This window comes from Streptococcus infantis (assembly GCF_015546995.1).
Taxonomy (GTDB): Bacteria; Bacillota; Bacilli; order Lactobacillales; family Streptococcaceae; genus Streptococcus; species Streptococcus infantis_J.
In genome coordinates, this window is sequence record NZ_JADMUH010000010.1 from 42,165 (window position 1) to 64,276 (window position 22,112).

The following is a 22,112-nucleotide window of genomic DNA, read 5'->3' on the forward strand; positions in this document are numbered from 1 at the left end:
ATGACACAATTGTAATGATTATATCATATTTTTCAAACCTTGGGAACTATTTCCCAATATTTTTATACGTCAAGAGTACTGTAAACAGCGTTTTCTTCGATAAATTCTCGACGTGGTTCTACTCGATCACCCATGAGCATATCAAAAATCTTATCTGCTTCTGCAGCGTCGTCTACTGATACACGAGCCATGAGACGATGGTCAGGATTCATGGTAGTTTCCCAAAGTTGGTGGTCATCCATCTCTCCAAGACCTTTATAACGTTGGATGGTTGGTTTGGAACGACCTTCACTGTAGCGAGCCAAGGCTTCTTGTAGGCGGACTTCTTGGTCTGCGCCAGGTTGAATATATTCTTTAATCTCACTACCGACTTTGACACCGTAAATTGGTGGCTGAGCGATATAAACATAACCTGCCTCTAGAACGGGTTTCATATAACGATAAATCAGAGTTAACAAAAGAGTACGGATATGGGCTCCATCGACATCGGCATCTGTCATGATAACCAGTTTTTGATAGCGAGCTTTGCTGACATCAAACTCAGCGCCAAATCCTGTTCCCATAGCTGTGAAAAGACTGCGGATCTCCTCATTAGCTAAAATCTTATCCATGCTCGCTTTTTCAACGTTAAGGATTTTACCACGAATTGGTAAGATGGCTTGGAACTCACGATTACGTCCTGATTTTGCAGAACCTCCTGCAGAGTCTCCTTCGACGATGAAAAGTTCAGTTTCAGCTGGATTGTTTGATGAACAGTCCGCTAACTTCCCTGGAAGATTTGAAATTTCTAAACCAGATTTCTTACGTGTAACTTCACGCGCACGCTTGGCAGCAACACGAGCTTTGGCAGCCAAAATCCCTTTTTCAACGATGCGCTTAGCAATCTGTGGATTTTCCAAAAGGAAGTCAGAAAATGCATCGCTGAAGAGGCGATTGGTAATCTTCACTACTTCACTATTTCCTAGTTTGGTCTTAGTTTGTCCTTCAAACTGAGGGTTTGGATGCTTCACAGAGATAACAGCTGTCAATCCTTCACGGACATCCTCACCTGTTAGGTTATCTTCGTTATCTTTTAGAAGTTTGTTTTTACGAGCATAGTCATTGATAACACGAGTTAAGGCTGTACGGAAACCTTGCTCATGTGTTCCACCTTCATGGGTATGAATATTGTTAGCGAAACTCATGACATTCTCGTGGTAGCCCGTTGTGTACTGCATAGCAACTTCTACTGTAATGTCATCCATTTCACCATCTGTGTAGATTGGTGTATCAAAGATAACATCCTTGTTTTCGTTGATGTACTCAACGTAGCTCGCAATCCCGCCTTCGTAGTGATAATGCTTGGTTTGTTCAAGTCCTTCACGTTTGTCAGTAATAGAAATTTGAAGCCCGCGATTCAAAAAGGCTAACTCTTGAACACGTTTATTTAATTTGTCAAAATCAAATTCTGTTGTCTCAGTAAAAATTTCTGGGTCTGGAGTAAAGTGAACGATTGTCCCTGTTTTATCTGTGTCTCCAATCACCTCGAGATCAGCAACAACTTGTCCACGACGGTATTCTTGGTAGTGAATCTTTCCATTTTTATGAACGCGAACATCCAACTGTGTTGAAAGAGCATTTACAACTGATGACCCTACACCATGGAGTCCACCAGATACTTTGTATCCGCCACCACCGAATTTCCCTCCGGCGTGAAGAACAGTAAAGACTGTTTCAACGGCAGGACGTCCTGTTTTTTCTTGGATATCAACTGGAATTCCACGACCATCATCGATAACTGTAATGGAATCATCCGGTTCAATAAAGACCTCGATATGACTAGCAAATCCTGCCAAGGCCTCATCGATAGAATTATCTACAATTTCCCAGACTAGGTGGTGAAGACCCTCTTTGGCAGTTGAACCAATATACATCCCTGGACGCATACGAACAGCTTCCAGACCTTCCAAAACTTGAATTTGACTGGCATCATAATCTTGTGCCTGTTGGTTTTTAATATCTTCTGTCATTTTTCCCCTTTTTCTTACATGTCTATTGCTTGTTTTAAGGACACAACATCCTCAAAGAGATAGGCATCTAAGCCTGCAGCATGTCCTGCTTCTACATCAATGGCACGGTCACCAATGACTAGACCTGACGTTATATGATACTTATCACGTAAATAAATCATCGATTCAGGATCAGGTTTGCGTTTAAAACCTGAACTAGCCGTCACTACTTCTGTAAAGTAAGGAGCTATCTCAGTTTTCGCTAGAATCTCCAATACCTGATCGTTTCGATGAGAAACCAAGAAGTTACGGCCACCTTGGTCTGAAATATTTTCTAAAAGAGTAGGAATCCCATCAAACAAAACTGGGTGTTCCAACTCACGGGCTTCATTTTCCTTATATTTTTCAAGAAAGTTTTCAATACCTGGAGCATACTTTTCAATGGCAAAGGCAGTCGAAACCTTCAAAGCTTCGTAAACACTATCGTGTTCCTGCTCAATCCCGAACTCTGCTAATGTTTCTACAAAAGCTGCTGTAGAAGTTTCATAATTATCAAGCAGGGTTCCACCTAAATCCCAGATGTAATCGTGATATTTCATACCCTTCATTATACCATTTTTTATAAAAAAAAGCGATGTTTACCTTGGTTTTTGCCATTAAAAAAAGAGAAGAATCTTCTCCATCATGAAAGATTCTCCTCCGTTTGCTCATTATTTTTCAAATAGGTCTGTGTAGAGCATGCCATTTCTTAGAGACTCAGCATCTCCGCCCAGTGTTTCAACCAAGTGGTAAGCAAAGGCTAAAGCAGTTGCTGGTCCACGGCTCGTAATGATATTTCCATCCACTACGACTGTTTCTTTGTGGTAGTGACCGTCAGCAATTTGTTCTTGGACTCCATCATAGCAGGTGAAGTTTCTTCCTTCTAGGAGGCCAGCTCGATTCAAAGCAATTGGAGCAGCACAGATGGCTGCTACTTTTTTACCGGTTTCCTCAAATCTTTGAAGCTCAGAGACCAATTGCTCATTGTCCCTCAAGTGGGCAGCACCAGGCATACCTCCTGGAAGGACTATCATGTCATACTCTGATAAATTACCATCAAACACTCGATCAGTTTGAACTTGAATAGCATGTGAACCTGTCACTTTATCTTCAAATCCTACCATATGGCAGGTGATATTTGCGCGGCGCATGACGTCTACAACCGTCAAGGCTTCAATTTCTTCGAAACCATTTGCTAGGATAACTGCAACTTTAGGCATAGCGACCTCCTTATTTCACTTTTTTCAACACAACTTTTTTACGTTTGAATCTTGTTCGACCACTCTTTTCATCAGCCAAATGGGTTTGGTAGCTCATCGATAACAGCAAACCGACACCAATTAGATTACTGATAATAGCGGATCCCCCTTGGGAAATAAAGGGCAAAGGAATCCCTGTCAGAGGAAGAAGACCAGTAACCGCACCAATATTTTCAAAGATATGGAACAAGAGCATCATGATAAATCCAGTTGAGATGTAGGTATAAAATTGATTATTGGATTTTAGGGTAATCTTTAACATGCGATAGATGAGCAGTAGATAGAGTGCAACCACAACAACTGAACCAATAAATCCAAAATCTTCCGCAATTACTGTGAAAATCATGTCACTCTCTCGAACTGGAATGAGAAGATTGGACACATTAAATCCTTGACCAAAAATTCCACCGCTACCGATCGCGATTTGACCCTGTGCCTGTTGATAGGTAGTTGTTTGGGCATAATCAAACGGATTGAGCCAAGCTAGGATACGATTTATCTGATAAGTTGGCATCCCAATCTGATGCATAAAAGCACGCCCATCTTTTGTGATAAAGATTGCTAGGAAGCCTGTAATGGCTGATACAACTGTTACAAATACTGGAATAATAATCTTCCAAGAAACACCAGACAATAAGACAAGTCCTGCAAAGATTGCAACAAAAACCATAGCTGTTCCAAGGTCACTTTGCAAGGCTAGCAAAACCATAACAGGCATTGTGAATATAATCATCCACAAAATTAATAAAAAATCTAAACCAATCGTTCGTTCTTTGTCTTTATGTTTCTTGGTAAAGGTTACGATAACGTATGCCAGCATCAAAATATAGGATATCTTCATGAATTCGGAAGGTTGAAAGAGTGTATAACCACCGATTGACACCCAGTTTTTCGCACCAGTTGCAGCTACTAAACTCGGGTTGTAGAAGACTAAAGGCAAGACCATCAAGGCTAGACCGAGTCCATATAAATAAGGTGTGGACTGCCAGAGAAATTTTGTGTTAAAAAACATGACTATGAAGCTAAAAACAATCCCTAACGATATCCAAGCCAGTTGTTGTCCAAGTATGGGCCAAACATTGTTTGGGTAGTCATGACTAACTGCTATATAAATAGCTACAACTCCAATCACCAACAAACAAAATACTGGTAATATTAAACTATAATCGACCCTAGAGTCGAGAGAACGTTTCATAAAAGGCCTCCTTCATTCTTTCAGGTATTCATTTCATTGTTTATTTAAAAATTCTTGAACTTTTGAGAATACTTGCTCTCGGCTAATGACTCTAACACGATTGCTTCGAGCCAAAGACTTGCTGATTTGCTTACCATAGCGTTTACTTGCCATGCGGCTATCTAGAATCAAAACTGCAGAGCGTTGTCCCACTCGACGCATGGTTCGTCCAATCGCTTGCTTAAGACGAATAATAGCCATAGGAAGCTGGTAATCGTAAAAAGGATTTTTTCCTTCCAAACGAAGTTCTTGATTCATCTTTTTAGTAAAGGGATCTTCTGGATTTTGGAAAGGCAAACGAGTCACCACTTCAATAACCCGCGGATGTCTTGAAAAATCGACACCTTCCCAAAAACTTCCCGCCCCAAGCAAGAGCTCCCGCTCGCCTCTTTCAAAGCGTTTTTTTAACTGGGCAGGTTCTCCGTGCTTGTACTGGGCCAGATGGGGAACCCTCAAAGCATCTGAAACTTGCAACAATAAATCTTTTGCAGTAAATAAGACTAGAATGGGTTCTTCAAACTGGAATAGTTCTTCTAGAACTTCCACAATTGCTTGTGCATATTCCTCAGATGAAATTTCTGTCACCAACGGAAAATCATTCAGCAACAAGATTTCCTGATTTTCCTGAAACTGTTCGTCCATGCAGTAAAAGGCAGCTTGAGGAAAACCTAACAATTCTGGTAAAGAAACCCTACTACTAATTTCAAGGGTTGCAGAGATTCCTAATAGCTGACAGGTTTCTGGGAAAATCTGAGAAAAGAGCAAACGATGATTGCGACTAGAAGTGATTTCAACCTTCTTACTAGACACATCTGAAGTCGATAACCAAAATTCTCCCTCAGATGTAAAAAATCTCTGATAGTCTTTAAATTCTGGTAAGTTCAACTCAGAAAAATCTTGTCGGAGCTTGTTAATGCTACTAGCTGGACACATCCTCCGTTTACCAGATAAGAACTGATCGAGTAGGTAAGAAACTTCAAAACGAATACTTTCTAGCAAGCGTCTTTGAAGCATACCTTCTTCCCTCGATAGAGCTTGATCTAGTTGATCTAGCAAATCTGTTAGCAAATAAGTTTTACGAGAAAGATTTTCCAATGTCAACAAGATTTTCTGGGCTTCATCTAAAATCAAGAGACGCCCTTCTAAAAGACTCGGATCATCTTCAAGTCGAGTAACGAGGTAAGCATGATTGGTCACAAGCAACTTACAAGAACGAGCCTTGTCCTGACCTCGTTTCCAAAAATCCTCTAGCCAAAAGAGAGAGTCTTTGTGAAGGTTGCCATCATGAACCAAGTTTGGTAAAAACTGCTGGTAGCGATATAGCTGACCAATCTCGTCTAAATCTCCTGTATCTGTTTCAGTCAACCAAACTAGAAGTTGCATCTTGAATCGTGTATACAGACGATTGGACTCTTCTTCCTCTAGAACTGTATGAAAGGCATCTAGCTTCAAGTAATTCTGAGGACCTTTAAGACTCTGAATAGAGATATGGAAAATCTCTTCTAGTCTTTTAGCCTCCTCTTGTATCACCTGATTTTGAAGGATTTTAGTCGGAACACTGAGTAGGATTCCCCCTTCATTCTCAAGTGACAAGGCCGGTAGCAGGTAACCATAGGTTTTCCCAATTCCTGTTTGAGCCTGAATAAAGGAAATGACTTCCCCTTGTAAAAACTCTTGAACCTTTTGGGCAAATTCTTCTTGTTGACTTCTCTCCTCCAAACCTAGCAAGGCAATATTAGTTTGGAAATCTTTTGAGAGTTTGCGTGGAGAAAGGACTGGCTTCTCTTTTCTTAAGAATAAGCCTTGTACTTCTACCAAATCATGCTCAACGAGGAGAGACTGTTTCTGATAAACTTCCTCGATGACTAGGTAAGATTCATAGAGTAAGCTGTCTGATAAACTCAATAAGCGCTCCAACAACCCTTTTGGCAGTCCAAACATCTTTTGTCTCATACAAAGAAAGAGTTCTGCTGTTGCTTGAGCATCAGATAGGGCTGAATGGGCTTGCTCTAGAGGAATCCCCAACTCTTGGCAAAGAATACCGAGATTATACTTCTCAAGCTGAGGGTAAAAGACTTGAGCCAACTCCACTGTATCGATACGAGGCGTGCGCAATTCATAACCCTCAAAAAAGAGGAATTCTGCCAATAAATTAGCATCGAATTGAACATTGTGCGCAACAAAAATACCGTCTTTGACCAGTTCAAAAATCTTTCCAGCCACCTGAGAAAACTCTGGAGCCTTTGCCAAACGTTTATCAGTCAAACCCGTTAATTCTTTGATATGAGAATCCAAGTGTTCATGAGGGTTGACATCAGTCGCATACTGCTCAACAATCTCACCATCTTCAATGACTACAATTCCCACTTGGATGATTTTTGCCTTGCTTCCGGTACTTGTAGCTTCTAAATCTACAACCACATACCGATTATTTCTAAAATTCATCACTAAAAATTATATCAAAATTTGCACCATTTGACACCCCTGAACTTTATTTGAAGAGTCAAGTTTCTTGCAAGATTTGAAAAAAATGATTGAATAGAATTTTAGAAAAGGAGGGAACTCATGAACCCAGTAGATTTGTTTAATCAAGTAAAGGAACTCATTGAGAACAAAGATTTTTCTGCAACAAAAACATTTGTTGAAGAAAACAAGGACCAACTCGGTGAGTACCTAAGCCAAGCACAAGCTTTGGTCTCAGGATCAGAAGGACTTGACGGTCTTGTAGATAAGGTCAAAGGCCTCTTCTAATCATCAAAAGACACCTGATATTTTCAGGTGTCTTTTTGTATTTTTTTCATGAATACAGGAATATGTTGACTAATCGTGGTTGGCAGAACTACAAAGTTGTCCTCAGCTAGTTCTTGGGCAATTGCTGAATGTAGATAGGTCGCTACCGTCACTCTTTCATAGACACTAACTTGTGGGAATTGACCAGCAAAACCAGCAATCATCCCAGCTAAGGTATCTCCCATTCCCCCAGTCGCCTGATAAGGACCACCAACACCCAGCTGATAACAATCAGCTTGAGCTGCTTGCCAGATTCGAGTCGCAGGGCCTTTTTGAACTAGAATTGTTCCTGAAGGAAATCTCTTCAAAGTCTCTCCTGTTTCCTCAGTTCCTTGGGAAGTCAAATCAAATCCTGACAAGACTTGCCATTCCCTTTGGTGTGGAGTTAAAACAAGCTGAGCCTTAGGAAATTTCATTCCCGTCTTCGCTAAAATAGATAGGGCGCCACCATCCAGTATGAGGGTCTGATCTTGATTTGAATGATGAAAGACTGTTTGGAGAAGCTCTTCTCCACGCTCATCATCCACTAGTCCAGGTCCGACCAAGACAACACTTGCTTTCTGTAACTGTTGCTCAAGTAATTGCTTATCGTCAAGAGCAAAAGCCATAGCCTCCGGCAGATGGCTATGCAGAGCTGGAATATTCTCTTTATCCGTTGCTACTGTCACCAAGCCTGCACCACTTCTAACAGCCCCTAAAGCAGCCATAATAATGGCTCCCCCATAAGGATACGTTCCCCCAATCAAGAGAAGACGACCGTAGTCTCCTTTATGACTAGAACGAGGACGCTCGATGATTACTTTTTTCAGTAGAGCTTGATCAATGACTTTCATAAGCTACTCCTTCATGCTTTCTCTTACTTTCATTATACACCTCACTACCCAATTAATAAAGGAGAAGACTATGTAGTCTTCTCCTTTTTTTATAATAATCATCCTTTTGAGAATAGTGAGTTATGAATCATTATTCTTCCTTGCGTTTCCCATTTAGGAAGGCTGCTGATAAAGCTAGACTGAGACCTGCTAGGAAAATAGCTGTATCTGATAGACTTTCCCCAGTTTCTGGAAGTCTTGCTAAGTCTGCTTTTTCCGAAGCATTTCCAAGAACTTGTGAACCCTGAGTCTGCTCAGCAGAAGCCTGAGTTTCTGAAGGTTTATCAGATAATCCTCGAATATCTGCAACTGGTTTATCGATTGTTGGAGCGGCTTGGTCTCCTGCTGTTCCTAGAGTTCCTGTATATTCTGGGAGTTCGTTCTTGTCTGCTTGCACAGCATTGACTCCACCCTTGAATTCAGGTACTTCATTTTTAGCAGCTTCAACCCAATTAGCTCCGCCCTTGAACTCTGGAACTTCATTTGTAGCAGCTTCAACCCAGTTAGCTCCGCCTTTAAACTCTGGTACTTCATTTGTAGCAGCTTCAACCCAATTAGCTCCGCCTTTAAACTCTGGTACTTCAACAATTGGGGTTGCTTGGTCTCCTGCAGTACCGATAGAGTTGCTATATTCTGGGACTTCTACTATTGGGGCTGGCTCCTCACCTACAGTTCCAATAGGGTCCGTATACTCTGGAATTTCAAGAACAGGAGCCGGCTCATCACCCTTGCTACTTGTAACAAGTGCTTTTACTCCTACTTCAACAATTTGATCTTTTGCATCACTTGTTTCAGTGTGAACAATTTTACGACTTGTTCCTAAAACTTCGACATAGTCTACTTTTTCTCCATTTTTGCCTTCTGATACGATACGACGTTCATCTTTAGCTAAATCACTATTCTCACGAATAATTTCCTTAAATGGAATGACAGATTTCTCAACTTCCAGACTTGGACGATCTAAGACAAGAGCTTGATCATCTACTGCATGACTAGCTTCAGAACCAGCTTGGAAGTATAGACGATATTCTTTAACGAGACTACCATCTTTAGCAAGAAGTCGAACAAGTGTTGGAAGATTGTCTTGGCTTGACTCAACGACAGTCGCTACAGCATGACCACTTGTTTGGACAGTCACTTTTGGTTTCGCTCCATTTGAAGTCAATCGATATTCTGAAACAGTAGGATCAAAGTTTTCCAATGCTTTTCCAGCAACTGAAATAGTCACTGCAGGTGTTTTTGAATCACTTGCTTTAGCTGGAGAATAAGCACTAAACTCAACCATTGCGAGGCCATTAGTGGTTGATTTGCGAGTCATACGTGCGCGAATAGCGGTTGTCTGTATTGGATCAAAGGTAAATTCGATTGGTTTACCAGCCTCGATTGCGCTAGATGCCTTATAAGGAATTTCTTGCCAATTATCTGCCTTGTTAAACGGATGATCCGCATTTTCCTCATAACGTGAAATAGTGCTTGGTTCAGAATAAGTTGGTCCAACGTATCTTTCGAGTACCATTGTCGCTGGTGCATCTGTTCCACTGTCTTTGAAGAATTGGATTGCTACTTTTCCAACAGACTGAGGTGTAATCTGACCGTTCTTCTTAAAGAGAACTCCCACGGACACTTCTTGATCTTTTGGAGTCCGAGACCAGTTTGTCCAACGATTATCCTCATTAAATCGACCATCGTTGATATAGAAGATTTTATCATTAGAAGCGGCATCGGTATCGTTTGTAGTAGAGGCAAAGGCTTTAGAGTCAGTCGCATTATTGCTTGCATTCTCAGAGATAACTTGATTTCCTCTTGCCAGAACGGTTACTTGCATCTTAGTTGTCAGGTCTGTTCCTAGGATATGACCAAGCACTTCAAAGGTGCCTTCCTGGTCTGTCGCATGTTCAGCCACTGCATCCCATTCTACGGCTAGTTTATCTGTCGTCCAATCTGTTTGTGATGGATAATAGACTGTCAATTCTGTAGGTAATTGAAGCTTATCGCCAACACTCAATGTCATGGCAGCATTTTCGGCAGCTACTGGTTGTGTAGATTCTTTTTTACCATCACGGAAAATGCGATACTCTTTCAAGATGCTTCCGTCTTCTGCCTTCAAAATGAGGCGTGTTGCTCCTTCTGGGCTTGTAGCAGGGACAATCGTTACCACACCATTGTCGCTTGCTGTTGCAGTAATCACTTTGCTAGCTTGAGGAATATGATAGTCTGTCTTAGCTGGATTGAAATGTTCAAGGCTCTTGCCATCTACTTGGATAGAAATCTCTGAACTTGAAGCACTTGGAACTTTATTTCCTAAGATAGTGATTTCGGTCAAACCGACACCAGCCGTACCATTTGCTTTCTTCATGCGAATACGAACTGCATAGGTCTCAACCTTATCAAATGTAAAGTGGTTAGTTTGGCTTGCAGATAATTGTCCTGGAGCTTTGAGATGTTCAACCTCTTTCCAGTTGGTAGCATTGTTAAATGGATGCTTGGCATCTCCTTGAGCATGATTGACATCAGTTGGCAAATCTGGAATTTCTTGACCAACGTAGTATTCAATAACATACTCTTTTGGGAGTCCAATCGCACCATCTGTATAGAAATCAACTGAAAGATTGTCTACAAAGCGCTTGGTCAAATCGCCTGAGTTACCAAACAAGATAGATGCCCAGTCATTATCTGTATTTGTTTGCCATGTTGTCCATCGATTTTTGACATCTGTATTGGCTCTTGAAACTGTCAAGTCATTCAGAGTATTGGCCGAATCATCTCCACCAGTATTGGATACGATAGCTGCTGGCAATTGTGAACCTGTCCATTGTTTAGAGATATTATTTCCCGCAACAACCTGACTGGAAACACGAACATGAGCCTTGGTAGTTAGAGAGCTACCAACCAATTGACCTTTGATTTCAAAGATTCCTTCAGTTTGACTAAAGTTAGCTGGCACCTTATCCCAAACGACATCATTATAGACAGTTGTTCCATTAGAATGGTAGGCACGAACGTTAGCTGGTAATTGAACCGTTTCACCCTTAGGAAGAGTTAGGCTGATTTCTTCTGCGACCTGCAAACCTTCAACAGTCACATTTGCCACAGCTTCAATATCTGTGCCTTCTACATGACCTTTAAGGGTAAAGCTATGATAGCTAGCAAGTTCATGTTCATCTACCTTGTCCCAAGTTACAGCTAGCTTACGAGGCAAGCCTTTGTCAAATTCTGCTCCGATTTGGTCAGGCAAATTCGGTTGCTGATTGATATCTGTAGAGATTGAAACAGGATGAAGCTTAACAATTTTCTTGGCTACTTTGTTTTCTTTAATGACTACTACAGTGGCTACAGATTGTGTCTTCTCTGTTTGGTGTTCAATACGAGGAGTGAGCGTTACACTACCTTTAGTGTAAAGAAGCAAGTTCTGTCCGTTTACTTCAAGATGTCCACCATCAGTAGAGCTAGCATCCAAGTGAATATCTGATGCTGAAAATTCAGTCTGTGAACCATCTTCGTAATGCCCAATGACATGATAAGGGAGAACTTGGTCTTCTGTTGCAGTCTCTTTTCCTTCAACGCTTACTTCCAAGCGTGTCAAGGCAGGGGCTTCTTTCACAAATTGAATCAAGTAAGTTTGAACCAAATCACCCTTCTGGTCACTCAAGAATACAGAAGCCTGATAATCATTAGCTGCTGAAGCCTGTTGAACTGTCACCTGATAGCCTCTTGTCTGTGCTCCGACACTTGGAATCTCAGCACTATAAGGAAGGGATACTCGGTAGTAGGTCTTTCCAGGCTCAAAGTTTTCAAGAGACTTATCTCCAACCGTGAGACCTGTAACAGTGTTTACTGTTTCCTTGTCACTTGCGATAAAGGTTGCTGTCACCTCGTAGTCATTACCTACCAATTTACCAGTTGCTTCAGTTCGTCCACCTTCTTTTGACAAAGCAGCAGGATCTTTCAAGGTCCAAGAAACGACATCCGCATCAACCAAGTTGCCATCTGATAAAACTGCCGTTACAGTTTTATCCAAATCTTCTACAGCTGTACCAACTGGAACAGTTGCAACTTTAGGCAACCACTTATCAAGAGCAATGACCTTAACAAGGGCTTCAGCCTTGGCTTCGAGACCTTCCACACTACCAAGAACTTTTTTCTCACCAGCACTTGTAAGGAGATCATCTGGGATTGCCCAAACCACAGCTTTTTCTTCGACACTACCATCGCTATAAATAGCTGTCACAGTTTCCGGCAATTTAGGATTTTCGCTGACATCAGTAGTCGCCTTAACAGGGGCAAAAGCGATAAAATGACGATTTTCTTTTTTGCCTGAAACGGTTGTAACCGTCGCCTGATCAGAAGCTAAACCTGCAGAATCCGCATATAGGGTGAATTTCCCTTCTTTTTCAGTGGATTTAACAATGACAACACCTTTACCATTGAAGGCTTTTCTTTGCCATGTGCCATCTTTCTGAGCTTTATAACGTTCACGGCTAGCTTGTTCCCCATTATCCACACCGACGATCTGCCCTTGCCCGTGAAGATTGAAATGAACAAGATTATTGGCAGTTGGTACAACATTGCCGTCTTCATCAACAATTTCATAATGGATATAAGACAAATCTTTACCGTCTGCAGTGATAACATGTTCTTCCTTGGTGAGACGAACTCTAGCTGGCTCCCCTGCTGTTGTTACACTGTCACGCGCAATCTCTTTGCCATTTTCGTCACGAGCAATAGCTGTTAAGGTACCTGGTTTATAGTCAACCAACCACTCAAGATACAATTCACTTGGTTTAGCTCCCTCGTGATAAGAGCGCCCATCTTCAGTTGTTTTCTTAACAAATTCTTTCTTACCAAGGGACTCGTTATTCAAGAACAATTCTACGCTAGAGGCATTTGAGAAGGTTCTCACAGGAACCTTACCATTGACTAGCATATTACGTTCCTTGAGCGTTTCTTCTGTCCAATTCCAGTGAGGCATGATGCGAACAGTTGGTTTTTCTTTGGCACTATACCATTCACTACGGTAAAGATAGAAATCATTCTTAGGCAAGCCTGCCATATCAATAATACCAAAGTAAGAGCTTTTCACTGGTGTGTTATCTTGGTTATGCCAAGGTGTAGGCTCACCGATATAGTCGAAACCAGTCCAGATGAACTGACCTGCATAACCAGCACGATCACGGTCAAAGGTCCAAGATTCAGTAGCTGTTCTACCCCAGGCTACACGGTCATTACCATAGTCTGACTGTTCATAATGACGATTTGGACGATTGTCGTGCCAGAGTAAATGAGCAGGATCAAAATAAGAATCTCGAGTTCGAGTCGCTGAAGAAGTTTCAGAACCATAAATCAACCAGTCTGGATGGGCTTTACGAACAGCGTCGTAAAAACGCTCTCCATAGTTCATACCTACAGCATCCATGATTGCTGCTAATTCTAAAAACAAGCCTGTAGAAGCACGACTGAATTTATTTTCACCCATGGTCACATAGCGCTCTGTATCAATTGCTTTGATAACAGCTTTCAAACGCTTGGCTGTTTCTAGTGAACGTTTTCCACCATCAGCCTCATCCACTTCGTTACCGAGTGACCACATGATGATTGAAGGATTATTTTTATCTCGTTCAACCATAGTTCTCAGATCAAAATCAGACCACTTCTCACCCTTCTTGGCTTCTGGGTGAGTTGCATCTTGGTCAAAGAAACGTCCATAGTCATACGTTTTTTTGCCACGATACCAAGTATCAAAGGCTTCTTCTTGGACCAAGAGTCCTAGACTAGCAGCAGCATCTAGCAACTGTGGACTTGCTGGATTGTGAGTCGTACGGATAGAGTTAACTCCCATATCTTTCAGGAGTTTTAATTTACGGTAGGTTGCCTTATAGTTTTCTTCTGCCCCCAAGGCACCATTATCATGGTGGATACTAACCCCGTGGAATTTCATTCTCTCACCGTTAAGAGAGAATCCCTCCTTAGCTGTCCAGTTGAAATAACGATAACCAAAAGTATCTTCTGTCACATCAACTAGCTGACCTTCATTATAAACCTTGGTTTTTAGAACATAGAGCTGAGGATGGTAGCTTTTTGTTGTCCAGAGAGTTGGCTTGTTAACCAAGATCGTTTGTTTAAAGTCTGCTGTCTCATTTCCTGATAGAGTCTTAGTTACAGAACGAACTAAATCTGAAACAGCTTGACCTTCCTTAGTAAAAATCTGTTGCTCCACAAATACCTTGGCTAGAGTCTTGGCAGTATTTTTAATCTTGCTTTGGATTTGAGTTTCAACATTGCCATCTTTTTGTTCAGCTAATTTTGGAGTTGTAATATGATTTCCATTTTCAGACACCTGCACCTTGTCACGATAGCTAAGCGTCACATCACGATAGATACCACTTCCTGAGTACCAACGACTACTTGGTTGCTTATTGGTAACTTGAACAGCAATAGTATTCTCACTGCCATCTTTATTTAAAAATTCAGTGATGTCGTATGAAAAATGATTGTAACCACTTGGATAATGACCTACAAATTTGCCATTGACATAGACCTTAGAGTCCATGTAAACTCCATCAAAGTTGATACGGACGTCTTTGTCCTTGGCAGCTTCGTCTACAGTAAAGGTTTTACGATACCAGGCAGTCCCACCATTTAATTGACCACCCTCATTTCGAGCAGGAGATTTGTGATCAAAATCAAAATAAATACTCCAATCATGAGGAAGGTTCAACTTAGACCAGTCATGAACATCTACATCTTTCTTAGAAAAATCACCCTGAGTATTTAATTTAAAATACCAGTCTTTATTGAAATTTTGTTTTCTTTCCTGTAAAAGTTGGTCTTCTTTTTGTTTCTCTTTAGTAACTTGAGGTAATTCTGTTGCAGAAGTATTTTCTTCCTTAACTTTATCACTAGTTACTGGTTTATTCTGATTAGCTTCAGTAGCATGTTCTTCCAAAACTGCTGGCTTTTCAGAACTAGCTTCTGAAACTGTAGGCGCTTTTTCAGCCACTTCAGCAGCTGGTTTTTCAGCTTTATCTTCCTTAGGACTAACTACTTCCGCTTTCTTTTCTTCCTTAGGACTTGTTACCTCAGGCTCTTTTTCTTCCGTTGCTGGTTTTGCGGGTTCAACCGCATCATTTTCTTCTTTTTCAGTAGCCTTATCTTGTGGGCCATTTTGCTCAGCTTTTGCAATGGCTGCAGCTAGATCATCTGGAAGTTTATCTAAAGGTTGAACTTGATGAACTGTTTCTTCGCTAGGACTAGCTGTTTCTGCTTCAGCTGCTTGCGCTACCTGAAGGCCAAATATACTGGCTCCAATCATAACTGAAGCTGCACCAATAGCAAACTTACGAATACTAAAATGACACCGTTTTTCAAAAAATCTCTTATCCATTATGGTTCCTTTCTAAGTTATAGTAAGCGATTACATTTTTCTTCAAAAAATAAACCTCCCTCTAGACGCTTACTTATTTTTGCATATACATATTGATGTTTTTAATATATCAAAATAGTAGAACTTTTTCAATAATTTGTAGAAGTTTTACTGGAATTTTAGTAGAAATCGAGCAAAAAAAAGCAAGCCCTTTTTAGAACTTGCTCTTTAAATACCTATTAATGATTGTACTCGAGATTAGTCTTTATCCAGCCTTCTTAAAGCAGCCTGATAGGTCTGCTCCATTAGCATGGTAATGGTCATAGGTCCTACTCCACCAGGTACAGGTGTGATATGGCTAGCGACTGATGCAACAGCATCGTAGTCAACATCTCCACAGAGCTTGCCATTTTCATCTCGGTTCATCCCCACATCAATGACAACTGCTCCAGGTTTGACAAAATCAGCAGTCACGAACTTAGCACGGCCGATTGCTACTACAAGAATGTCGGCTTTAGAAGCTACTTGGGCTAGATTGTGGGTGCGAGAGTGGGTCAAGGTTACAGTTGCATTCTTAGCTAACAGCAACTGAGCCATGGGTTTACCAACGATATTTGAACGACCAATAACGACTGCATTTTTACCTTCTAAGTCAATCCCATACTCATGAAACATCTCCATAATCCCTGCTGGAGTTGAAGGAATCATGACTGGGTGACCAGACCAAAGACGCCCCATGTTGAGTGGATGAAAACCATCCACATCCTTTTCAGGGTCAATAGCTAGTAAAACAGCTTCTTCATCAATGTGTTTTGGTAATGGCAACTGGACCAAAATCCCATGCCAAGCTGGATCTTGGTTGTATTTGGCAATCAACTCCAACAACTCCTCTTGAGTAATGGTCTCCGGAACTCGCACGACTTCACTTTGGAAGCCTGCAGCGATAGCAGAACGCTCCTTATTGCGTACGTAAACTTGGCTTGCTGGATTTTCTCCGACTAAAATAACGACCAATCCTGGAACCAAACCTTTCTCTTCCTTTAATTTGGCTGTTTTTTCAGCCAACTGTCCTTGTAGCTTGGTTGCTAAAGCCTTCCCATCAATCATCTGTGTCATGTATTTTCTCATTTCTAACAAATATGTTCTATTATAACAAAAAATCGTTCTGCATTCTAACACTTCTTACCTAAGATACCCTATAGTCTGAAACTATAAGAAAAAGCCCACTTGGAGCTTTTCATGATATTCTTACAAAACCTTACTCAAGAAATCCTTGGTTCTTTGTTCTTGGGTTTGTTCAAAGACTTGCTCTGGAGTTCCGTCTTCAACAACAACACCATCAGCCATAAAGATGACACGATCTGCCACCTCTCGAGCAAAGCCCATTTCATGCGTTACGATAACCATGGTCATTCCTGACTGAGCAAGTTCTTGCATAACTGCTAGTACTTCCCCTACCATTTCTGGGTCTAGAGCAGAAGTCGGTTCATCAAAGAGTAGGGCATCTGGTTCCATAGCAAGACCACGGGCGATAGCGATCCGCTGTTGTTGCCCGCCCGACAAGCTTTGCGGATAGGCATTTGCCTTATCTGGCAAACCAACCTTTTCCAAGAGCTCATGCGCTCTTTTCTCAGCCACTTCCTTACTTTCTCCCTTAGTCTTAATCGGAGACAGTGTGATATTTTCCTTCACTGTCATATTTGGAAAGAGATTGAATTGTTGGAAAACCATTCCCATCTTTTCACGCATGGCAAAGAGGTCATTTTTCTTATCCGTAATGTCTACACCTTCAAAGATAACTTTTCCTTTTGTAGCTTCTTCGAGAAGATTCATAGAGCGAAGGAGGGTTGACTTACCGCTACCAGAAGGGCCGATAATGACCACTACTTCACCTTTTTTAATTTCAAGATCAATCCCTTTTAAAACTTCATTTTTTCCAAAGCTTTTATGAAGGTTTTCAATTTTAATTAGCGTTTCAGTCATTATTTCTTATCTCCTTGTCCCATACGATTTTCAAAAGCTTTCAAGGCCAGTGTCAATATAGAGGTCATAATCAAGTAGTAAAAGGCTGCAAATAAGAGCGGTGTTAAAGGTAGGTATGTGGTTGTTGATACTGTAGTAGCTCCATTCCACAACTCCATAACCCCGATAGCTGACAAGAGCGAGCTATCCTTGATAATGGTAATAAACTCATTCCCCAAGGCTGGTAAAATATTCTTGATAGCCTGGGGTAAAATGACATAGCGCATGGCATTCTTAGGGCGAATACCTAATGAATAAGCTGCTTCTAATTGTCCCTTTGGCACTGCATTAATCCCAGCACGAACTGTTTCTGATACATAGGCACCACTATTCATAGAGATAATGACAATCCCTGGAATCAAACGAGTCAGATCAACATCTAAGATCCCAATTTGAATAGTCGGAGCACTAATATGCATCAAGGCAAATGCAATCATAATCTGCACCATCATCGGAGTCCCACGGAAGACCCAGATATATAGATTAGCAAACCAGGCAAGTGGTTTAATCTTTGAACGTTGTGCAAAGGCCAACAACACTCCTAGAATGGTCCCCAAGAAGACCACCAAGATAGATATGATAATTGTTACAACGGCTCCATAGTTAAAATATGGTAGATATTTCGGTAAAAAAGAAAAATTCATGGATACTCTACTTTCTGTTTTTAATATTTAAACTTAAAACTTGTATAAGGATAACATATTTTGCATAAAAATTCAACATTTTCTCCTAATATTTTCAATAAATTTTCAAAGACGATAGAAATAGCGAGAAATCTTAGTTTTTTTCTAGTCAAGTCGAGTCTGTTTATGGTAAAATAGTAAAGATAATAAATGGAGGAGAATCAAAATGGAATCACATTTGGTTAGAATCATCAATCGCTTAGAAGCAATGACTAAAGATGGTGGTAACTTGAAACGTAACTTTGAGCGCGAAGGAGTTGTTGTCGCAGAGGTTGCTTTTAACCACGACGAAGAAAACGGACCACTCTTTACACTTCGTGACGTTGAAGCTCGTGAAACATATACATTTGATAGCATCGACCTCATTGCGATGGAAATCTACGAACTTTTATACTAATAGTTTTATAGAGGCTGGAGAATACTCCTGCTTTGACCAAGGAAAATCCTTTTTGTCTGACAAATGGGATTTTTTTATCACTATATTTCATCTACATAAGTCTTTTATTATGAGTTCTAAGACCCAATCTTTTTACTTGCTTTCCTCTTCAATCATGATATAATGAGACTAAAGAACTTTGACTATTTTTGACCTTTCTATTTTAGTCAAAGCTAAGAAAGAAACGAGGTAGAGGTATGCTCTGTCAAAATTGTAAAATCAATGACTCAACAATCCATCTTTACACTAATCTGAATGGGCAACAAAAGCAAATCGATCTTTGCCAAAATTGCTACAAAATTATCAAAACAGATCCTAACAATAGCTTATTTAAGGGCATTACAGATCTAAGCAATCGTGATTTTGATCCATTTGGAGACTTCTTTAACGATCTGAATAACTTTAGACCATCTTCTAATAATAACAATACTCCCCCTACTCAGTCAGGTGGCGGATACGGCGGTAATGGTGGCTATGGTTCCCAAAATCGAGGACCAGCTCAAACACCTCCTCCTAGCCAAGAAAAAGGACTCTTGGATGAATATGGTATCAATGTTACTGAGATTGCCCGTCGTGGGAATATCGACCCTGTTATCGGCCGTGACGAAGAAATCATTCGTGTTATTGAAATTCTCAACCGTAGAACTAAGAACAATCCTGTCCTTATCGGAGAACCTGGTGTCGGAAAAACTGCCGTTGTCGAAGGTCTAGCACAAAAAATAGTTGATGGGGATGTTCCCCATAAACTCCAAGGAAAAGAAGTTATCCGTTTGGATGTGGTGAGCCTTGTCCAAGGTACTGGTATTCGTGGTCAATTCGAAGAACGCATGCAGAAACTCATGGAAGAAATTCGAGAGCGCAAAGATGTCATCCTCTTTATCGACGAAATTCATGAAATTGTAGGTGCTGGTTCTGCTGGAGACGGTAATATGGATGCTGGAAACATCCTCAAACCTGCCCTTGCTCGTGGCGAACTCCAACTTGTTGGTGCTACTACTCTCAATGAATACCGCATCATCGAAAAAGATGCAGCCCTTGAGCGCCGTATGCAACCTGTCAAAGTTGATGAACCAACTGTGGAAGAGACTATTATTATCCTCAAAGGTATCCAAAAGAAATACGAAGATTACCACCACGTTCATTATACCGATGGTGCTATCGAAGCGGCTGCTACTCTTTCTAACCGCTACATCCAAGATCGTTTCTTGCCAGACAAGGCCATTGACCTCCTAGATGAAGCTGGTTCTAAAATGAACTTAACGCTAAACTTTGTTGATCCTAAGGTTATTGATCAACGCCTAATTGAAGCAGAAAACCTCAAGGCTCAAGCAACTCGCGATGAAGATTTTGAAAAAGCAGCCTACTTCCGTGACCAGATTGCTAAGTACAAGGAAATGCAAAAGACCAAGGTAACGGATCAGGATACTCCAATCATCAGTGAAAAGACGATCGAACACATCATTGAACAAAAAACTAATATTCCAGTTGGTGATTTGAAAGAAAAAGAGCAGTCTCAACTGATCAACCTAGCAGATGACCTCAAGGCTCATGTTATTGGTCAAGATGATGCTGTTGATAAGATTGCCAAGGCTATCCGTCGTAACCGTGTTGGTTTAGGTACTCCAAACCGTCCAATTGCTAGCTTCCTCTTTGTCGGTCCTACTGGTGTCGGTAAAACAGAACTTTCTAAACAACTGGCTATTGAGCTTTTTGGCTCTGCTGATAGTATGATTCGCTTTGATATGAGTGAATACATGGAAAAACACAGCGCTGCTAAACTTGTCGGTGCCCCTCCAGGATACGTCGGCTATGATGAGGCTGGACAATTGACTGAAAAGGTTCGTCGTAACCCCTACTCACTGATCCTCTTGGATGAAGTTGAAAAAGCCCATCCAGATGTTATGCATATGTTCCTTCAAGTCTTGGATGATGGTCGTTTAACGGATGGTCAGGGACGAACTGTTAGCTTTAAAGATGCCATCATTATCATGACCTCAAATGCTGGTACAGGAAAAGCTGAAGCAAGCGTTGGTTTTGGTGCTGCTAGAGAAGGTCGTACCAACTCTGTCCTTGGAGAATTAGGCAACTTCTTTAGTCCAGAATTCATGAACCGCTTTGATGGCATTATCGAATTCAAGGCTCTCAGCAAGGAAAATCTCCTACAAATCGTTGGCCTTATGTTGGATGATGTGAATAAACGTCTCTCAAGTAATAACATCCATTTAGATGTAACAGATAAGGTGAAAGAAAAACTTGTAGACCTTGGTTACGATCCAAAAATGGGAGCTCGTCCACTCCGTCGTACGATTCAAGACTATATCGAAGATGCCATTACAGACTACTACCTTGAAAATCCAAGTGAAAAAGACCTCAAGGCAGTCATGACAAGTAAAGGTAAAATCGTGATTAAGTCCAAAAATAAAACGGAAACAGTCGAGTCAAACGACTAGTTCCTCACATACAAAAGAATGTTCTTACTTGACAGTGAGAGCATTCTTTACTATTATAGAAAGAAAGCGCACTCACGAAGGAGAACTTTATGGCAAATCCAACATTTGGAGAAAAAAAAGAGGGAGTAACCTACAAAAATAGATATGGCGTTTATGCAGTCATACCTGATGCAAACCATGAAATGATTATCCTCGTACAAGCTCCAAATGGTGCATGGTTCTTACCAGGGGGCGAAATTGAAGAAGGTGAAAATCACCTTGAAGCTCTCAAACGAGAATTGATTGAAGAATTAGGATTTACAGCTGAGATCGGCACCTACTACGGGCAAGCTGATGAATATTTTTATTCTAGTCATCGTGATACCTACTACTACAATCCAGCCTATCTCTACGAAGCTACTTCTTATCAAGAAATCCAAAAACCTCTCGAGGACTTCAATCACTTAGCTTGGTTCCCAATCGAGGAAGCTATTGCTAACTTAAAACGCGGAAGTCACAAATGGGCGATCGAAGCTTGGAAAAAACAACATCAAATTTAAACTATCTTTACCAAATTTCCCAAAAAGTGCTATAATAGACATAGAAATACAGGAGGAAACCCTATGAAGCTTATCAATACTACAAATTCACACTCGCAACTTGTTAAAAGTCAGCTAGAAAACACAGACGCAACGCTTGTAGAGGTTTATTCTGCGGGAAATACAGATGTTATTTTTACTCAGGCTCCACTTCATTACGAAATCCTCATTTCCAATAAACATCGGGCAATCCGTGAAAAAGAAATGGAAATAATCAAAGAATTTTTCCTCAGTCGTAAAATTAATCAACATGCTATTGATAAGGCAAATATTAAAACCCTCTATTCTGATAAATTGATTGAGATTTCAATCCCTACAAAATAGAATTAATCTACCCTACAGTTAAAACTGCGGGGTTTTTTAATACCTTTTCTTGTTTATATCTTTAAATAAATTATTGT

General features: G+C 40.8%; 15 protein-coding genes. 5 read left to right on the forward strand and 10 right to left on the reverse strand.

The features are described from left to right. Window positions 1-62 precede the first annotated feature (62 nt). The 5 genes from gyrB to I1J71_RS05115 form a co-directional block, all read right to left on the reverse strand. Window positions 63-2,009, reverse strand: a complete 1,947-nt coding sequence (gene gyrB / locus I1J71_RS05095; RefSeq protein WP_195183953.1) for a DNA topoisomerase (ATP-hydrolyzing) subunit B — start codon at window positions 2,007-2,009, stop codon at window positions 63-65. 14 nt (window positions 2,010-2,023) lie between these two features. Further along, window positions 2,024-2,587 (reverse strand): HAD family hydrolase, encoded by a 564-nt coding sequence (locus I1J71_RS05100; protein ID WP_324248680.1) that lies wholly within the window; start codon window positions 2,585-2,587, stop codon window positions 2,024-2,026. 111 nt (window positions 2,588-2,698) lie between these two features. Continuing rightward, window positions 2,699-3,247: a DJ-1 family glyoxalase III gene (locus I1J71_RS05105; RefSeq protein ID WP_195183954.1), complete on the reverse strand. Its 549-nt coding sequence runs from the start codon at window positions 3,245-3,247 to the stop codon at window positions 2,699-2,701. A gap of 10 nt (window positions 3,248-3,257) precedes the next feature. After that, entirely contained in the window at window positions 3,258-4,481 is a 1,224-nt protein-coding gene (locus tag I1J71_RS05110; protein WP_195183955.1) for an FtsW/RodA/SpoVE family cell cycle protein, read from the reverse strand. 33 nt (window positions 4,482-4,514) lie between these two features. Beyond that, window positions 4,515-6,965 carry a bifunctional DnaQ family exonuclease/ATP-dependent helicase gene (locus tag I1J71_RS05115; protein WP_195183956.1) on the reverse strand — a complete coding sequence of 817 codons (2,451 nt, stop codon included), beginning with the start codon at window positions 6,963-6,965 and terminating at the stop codon, window positions 4,515-4,517. A 120-nt stretch (window positions 6,966-7,085) separates the two neighbouring features. Between I1J71_RS05115 and I1J71_RS05120 the strand changes: the two genes are divergently transcribed. Next, entirely contained in the window at window positions 7,086-7,271 is a 186-nt protein-coding gene (locus I1J71_RS05120) for a hypothetical protein (protein ID WP_195183957.1), read from the forward strand. A 23-nt stretch (window positions 7,272-7,294) separates the two neighbouring features. On the opposite strand, the gene I1J71_RS05125 is transcribed toward I1J71_RS05120, so the two are convergent. The 5 genes from I1J71_RS05125 to I1J71_RS05145 form a co-directional block, all read right to left on the reverse strand. After that, window positions 7,295-8,143: an NAD(P)H-hydrate dehydratase gene (locus I1J71_RS05125; RefSeq protein ID WP_195183958.1), complete on the reverse strand. Its 849-nt coding sequence runs from the start codon at window positions 8,141-8,143 to the stop codon at window positions 7,295-7,297. Between the two features lie 130 nt (window positions 8,144-8,273). Further along, entirely contained in the window at window positions 8,274-15,563 is a 7,290-nt protein-coding gene (locus tag I1J71_RS05130) for an SIALI-17 repeat-containing surface protein (protein ID WP_195183959.1), read from the reverse strand. A gap of 237 nt (window positions 15,564-15,800) precedes the next feature. Next, window positions 15,801-16,658: a bifunctional methylenetetrahydrofolate dehydrogenase/methenyltetrahydrofolate cyclohydrolase gene (locus tag I1J71_RS05135; RefSeq protein WP_324248681.1), complete on the reverse strand. Its 858-nt coding sequence runs from the start codon at window positions 16,656-16,658 to the stop codon at window positions 15,801-15,803. 132 nt (window positions 16,659-16,790) lie between these two features. Next, window positions 16,791-17,525 (reverse strand): amino acid ABC transporter ATP-binding protein, encoded by a 735-nt coding sequence (locus tag I1J71_RS05140; RefSeq protein ID WP_195183961.1) that lies wholly within the window; start codon window positions 17,523-17,525, stop codon window positions 16,791-16,793. After that, on the reverse strand, window positions 17,525-18,208 hold the full coding sequence (locus I1J71_RS05145; RefSeq protein ID WP_195183962.1) for an amino acid ABC transporter permease: 684 nt from the start codon (window positions 18,206-18,208) through the stop codon (window positions 17,525-17,527). Before I1J71_RS05145 ends, I1J71_RS05140 begins: the two co-directional genes overlap by 1 nt. Window positions 18,209-18,413: 205 nt before the next feature. Here I1J71_RS05145 and I1J71_RS05150 point away from each other — a divergent pair, with 205 nt between their 5' ends. The 4 genes from I1J71_RS05150 to I1J71_RS05165 all read left to right on the forward strand — a co-directional run bounded on the left by I1J71_RS05150 (window position 18,414) and on the right by I1J71_RS05165 (window position 22,035). Further along, window positions 18,414-18,644, forward strand: coding sequence for a DUF1797 family protein (locus tag I1J71_RS05150; protein WP_004253825.1), 231 nt, complete (start codon window positions 18,414-18,416; stop codon window positions 18,642-18,644). A gap of 236 nt (window positions 18,645-18,880) precedes the next feature. Continuing rightward, window positions 18,881-21,133, forward strand: a complete 2,253-nt coding sequence (locus tag I1J71_RS05155) for an ATP-dependent Clp protease ATP-binding subunit (RefSeq protein WP_195183963.1) — start codon at window positions 18,881-18,883, stop codon at window positions 21,131-21,133. Window positions 21,134-21,222: 89 nt separating this feature from the next. Continuing rightward, window positions 21,223-21,672, forward strand: a complete 450-nt coding sequence (locus tag I1J71_RS05160; RefSeq protein WP_195183964.1) for an NUDIX hydrolase — start codon at window positions 21,223-21,225, stop codon at window positions 21,670-21,672. A 63-nt stretch (window positions 21,673-21,735) separates the two neighbouring features. Then, a complete protein-coding gene (locus I1J71_RS05165) occupies window positions 21,736-22,035 on the forward strand; it encodes a DUF1827 family protein (RefSeq protein ID WP_195183965.1) in 300 nt (99 codons plus the stop codon). Window positions 22,036-22,112: the final 77 nt, after the last annotated feature.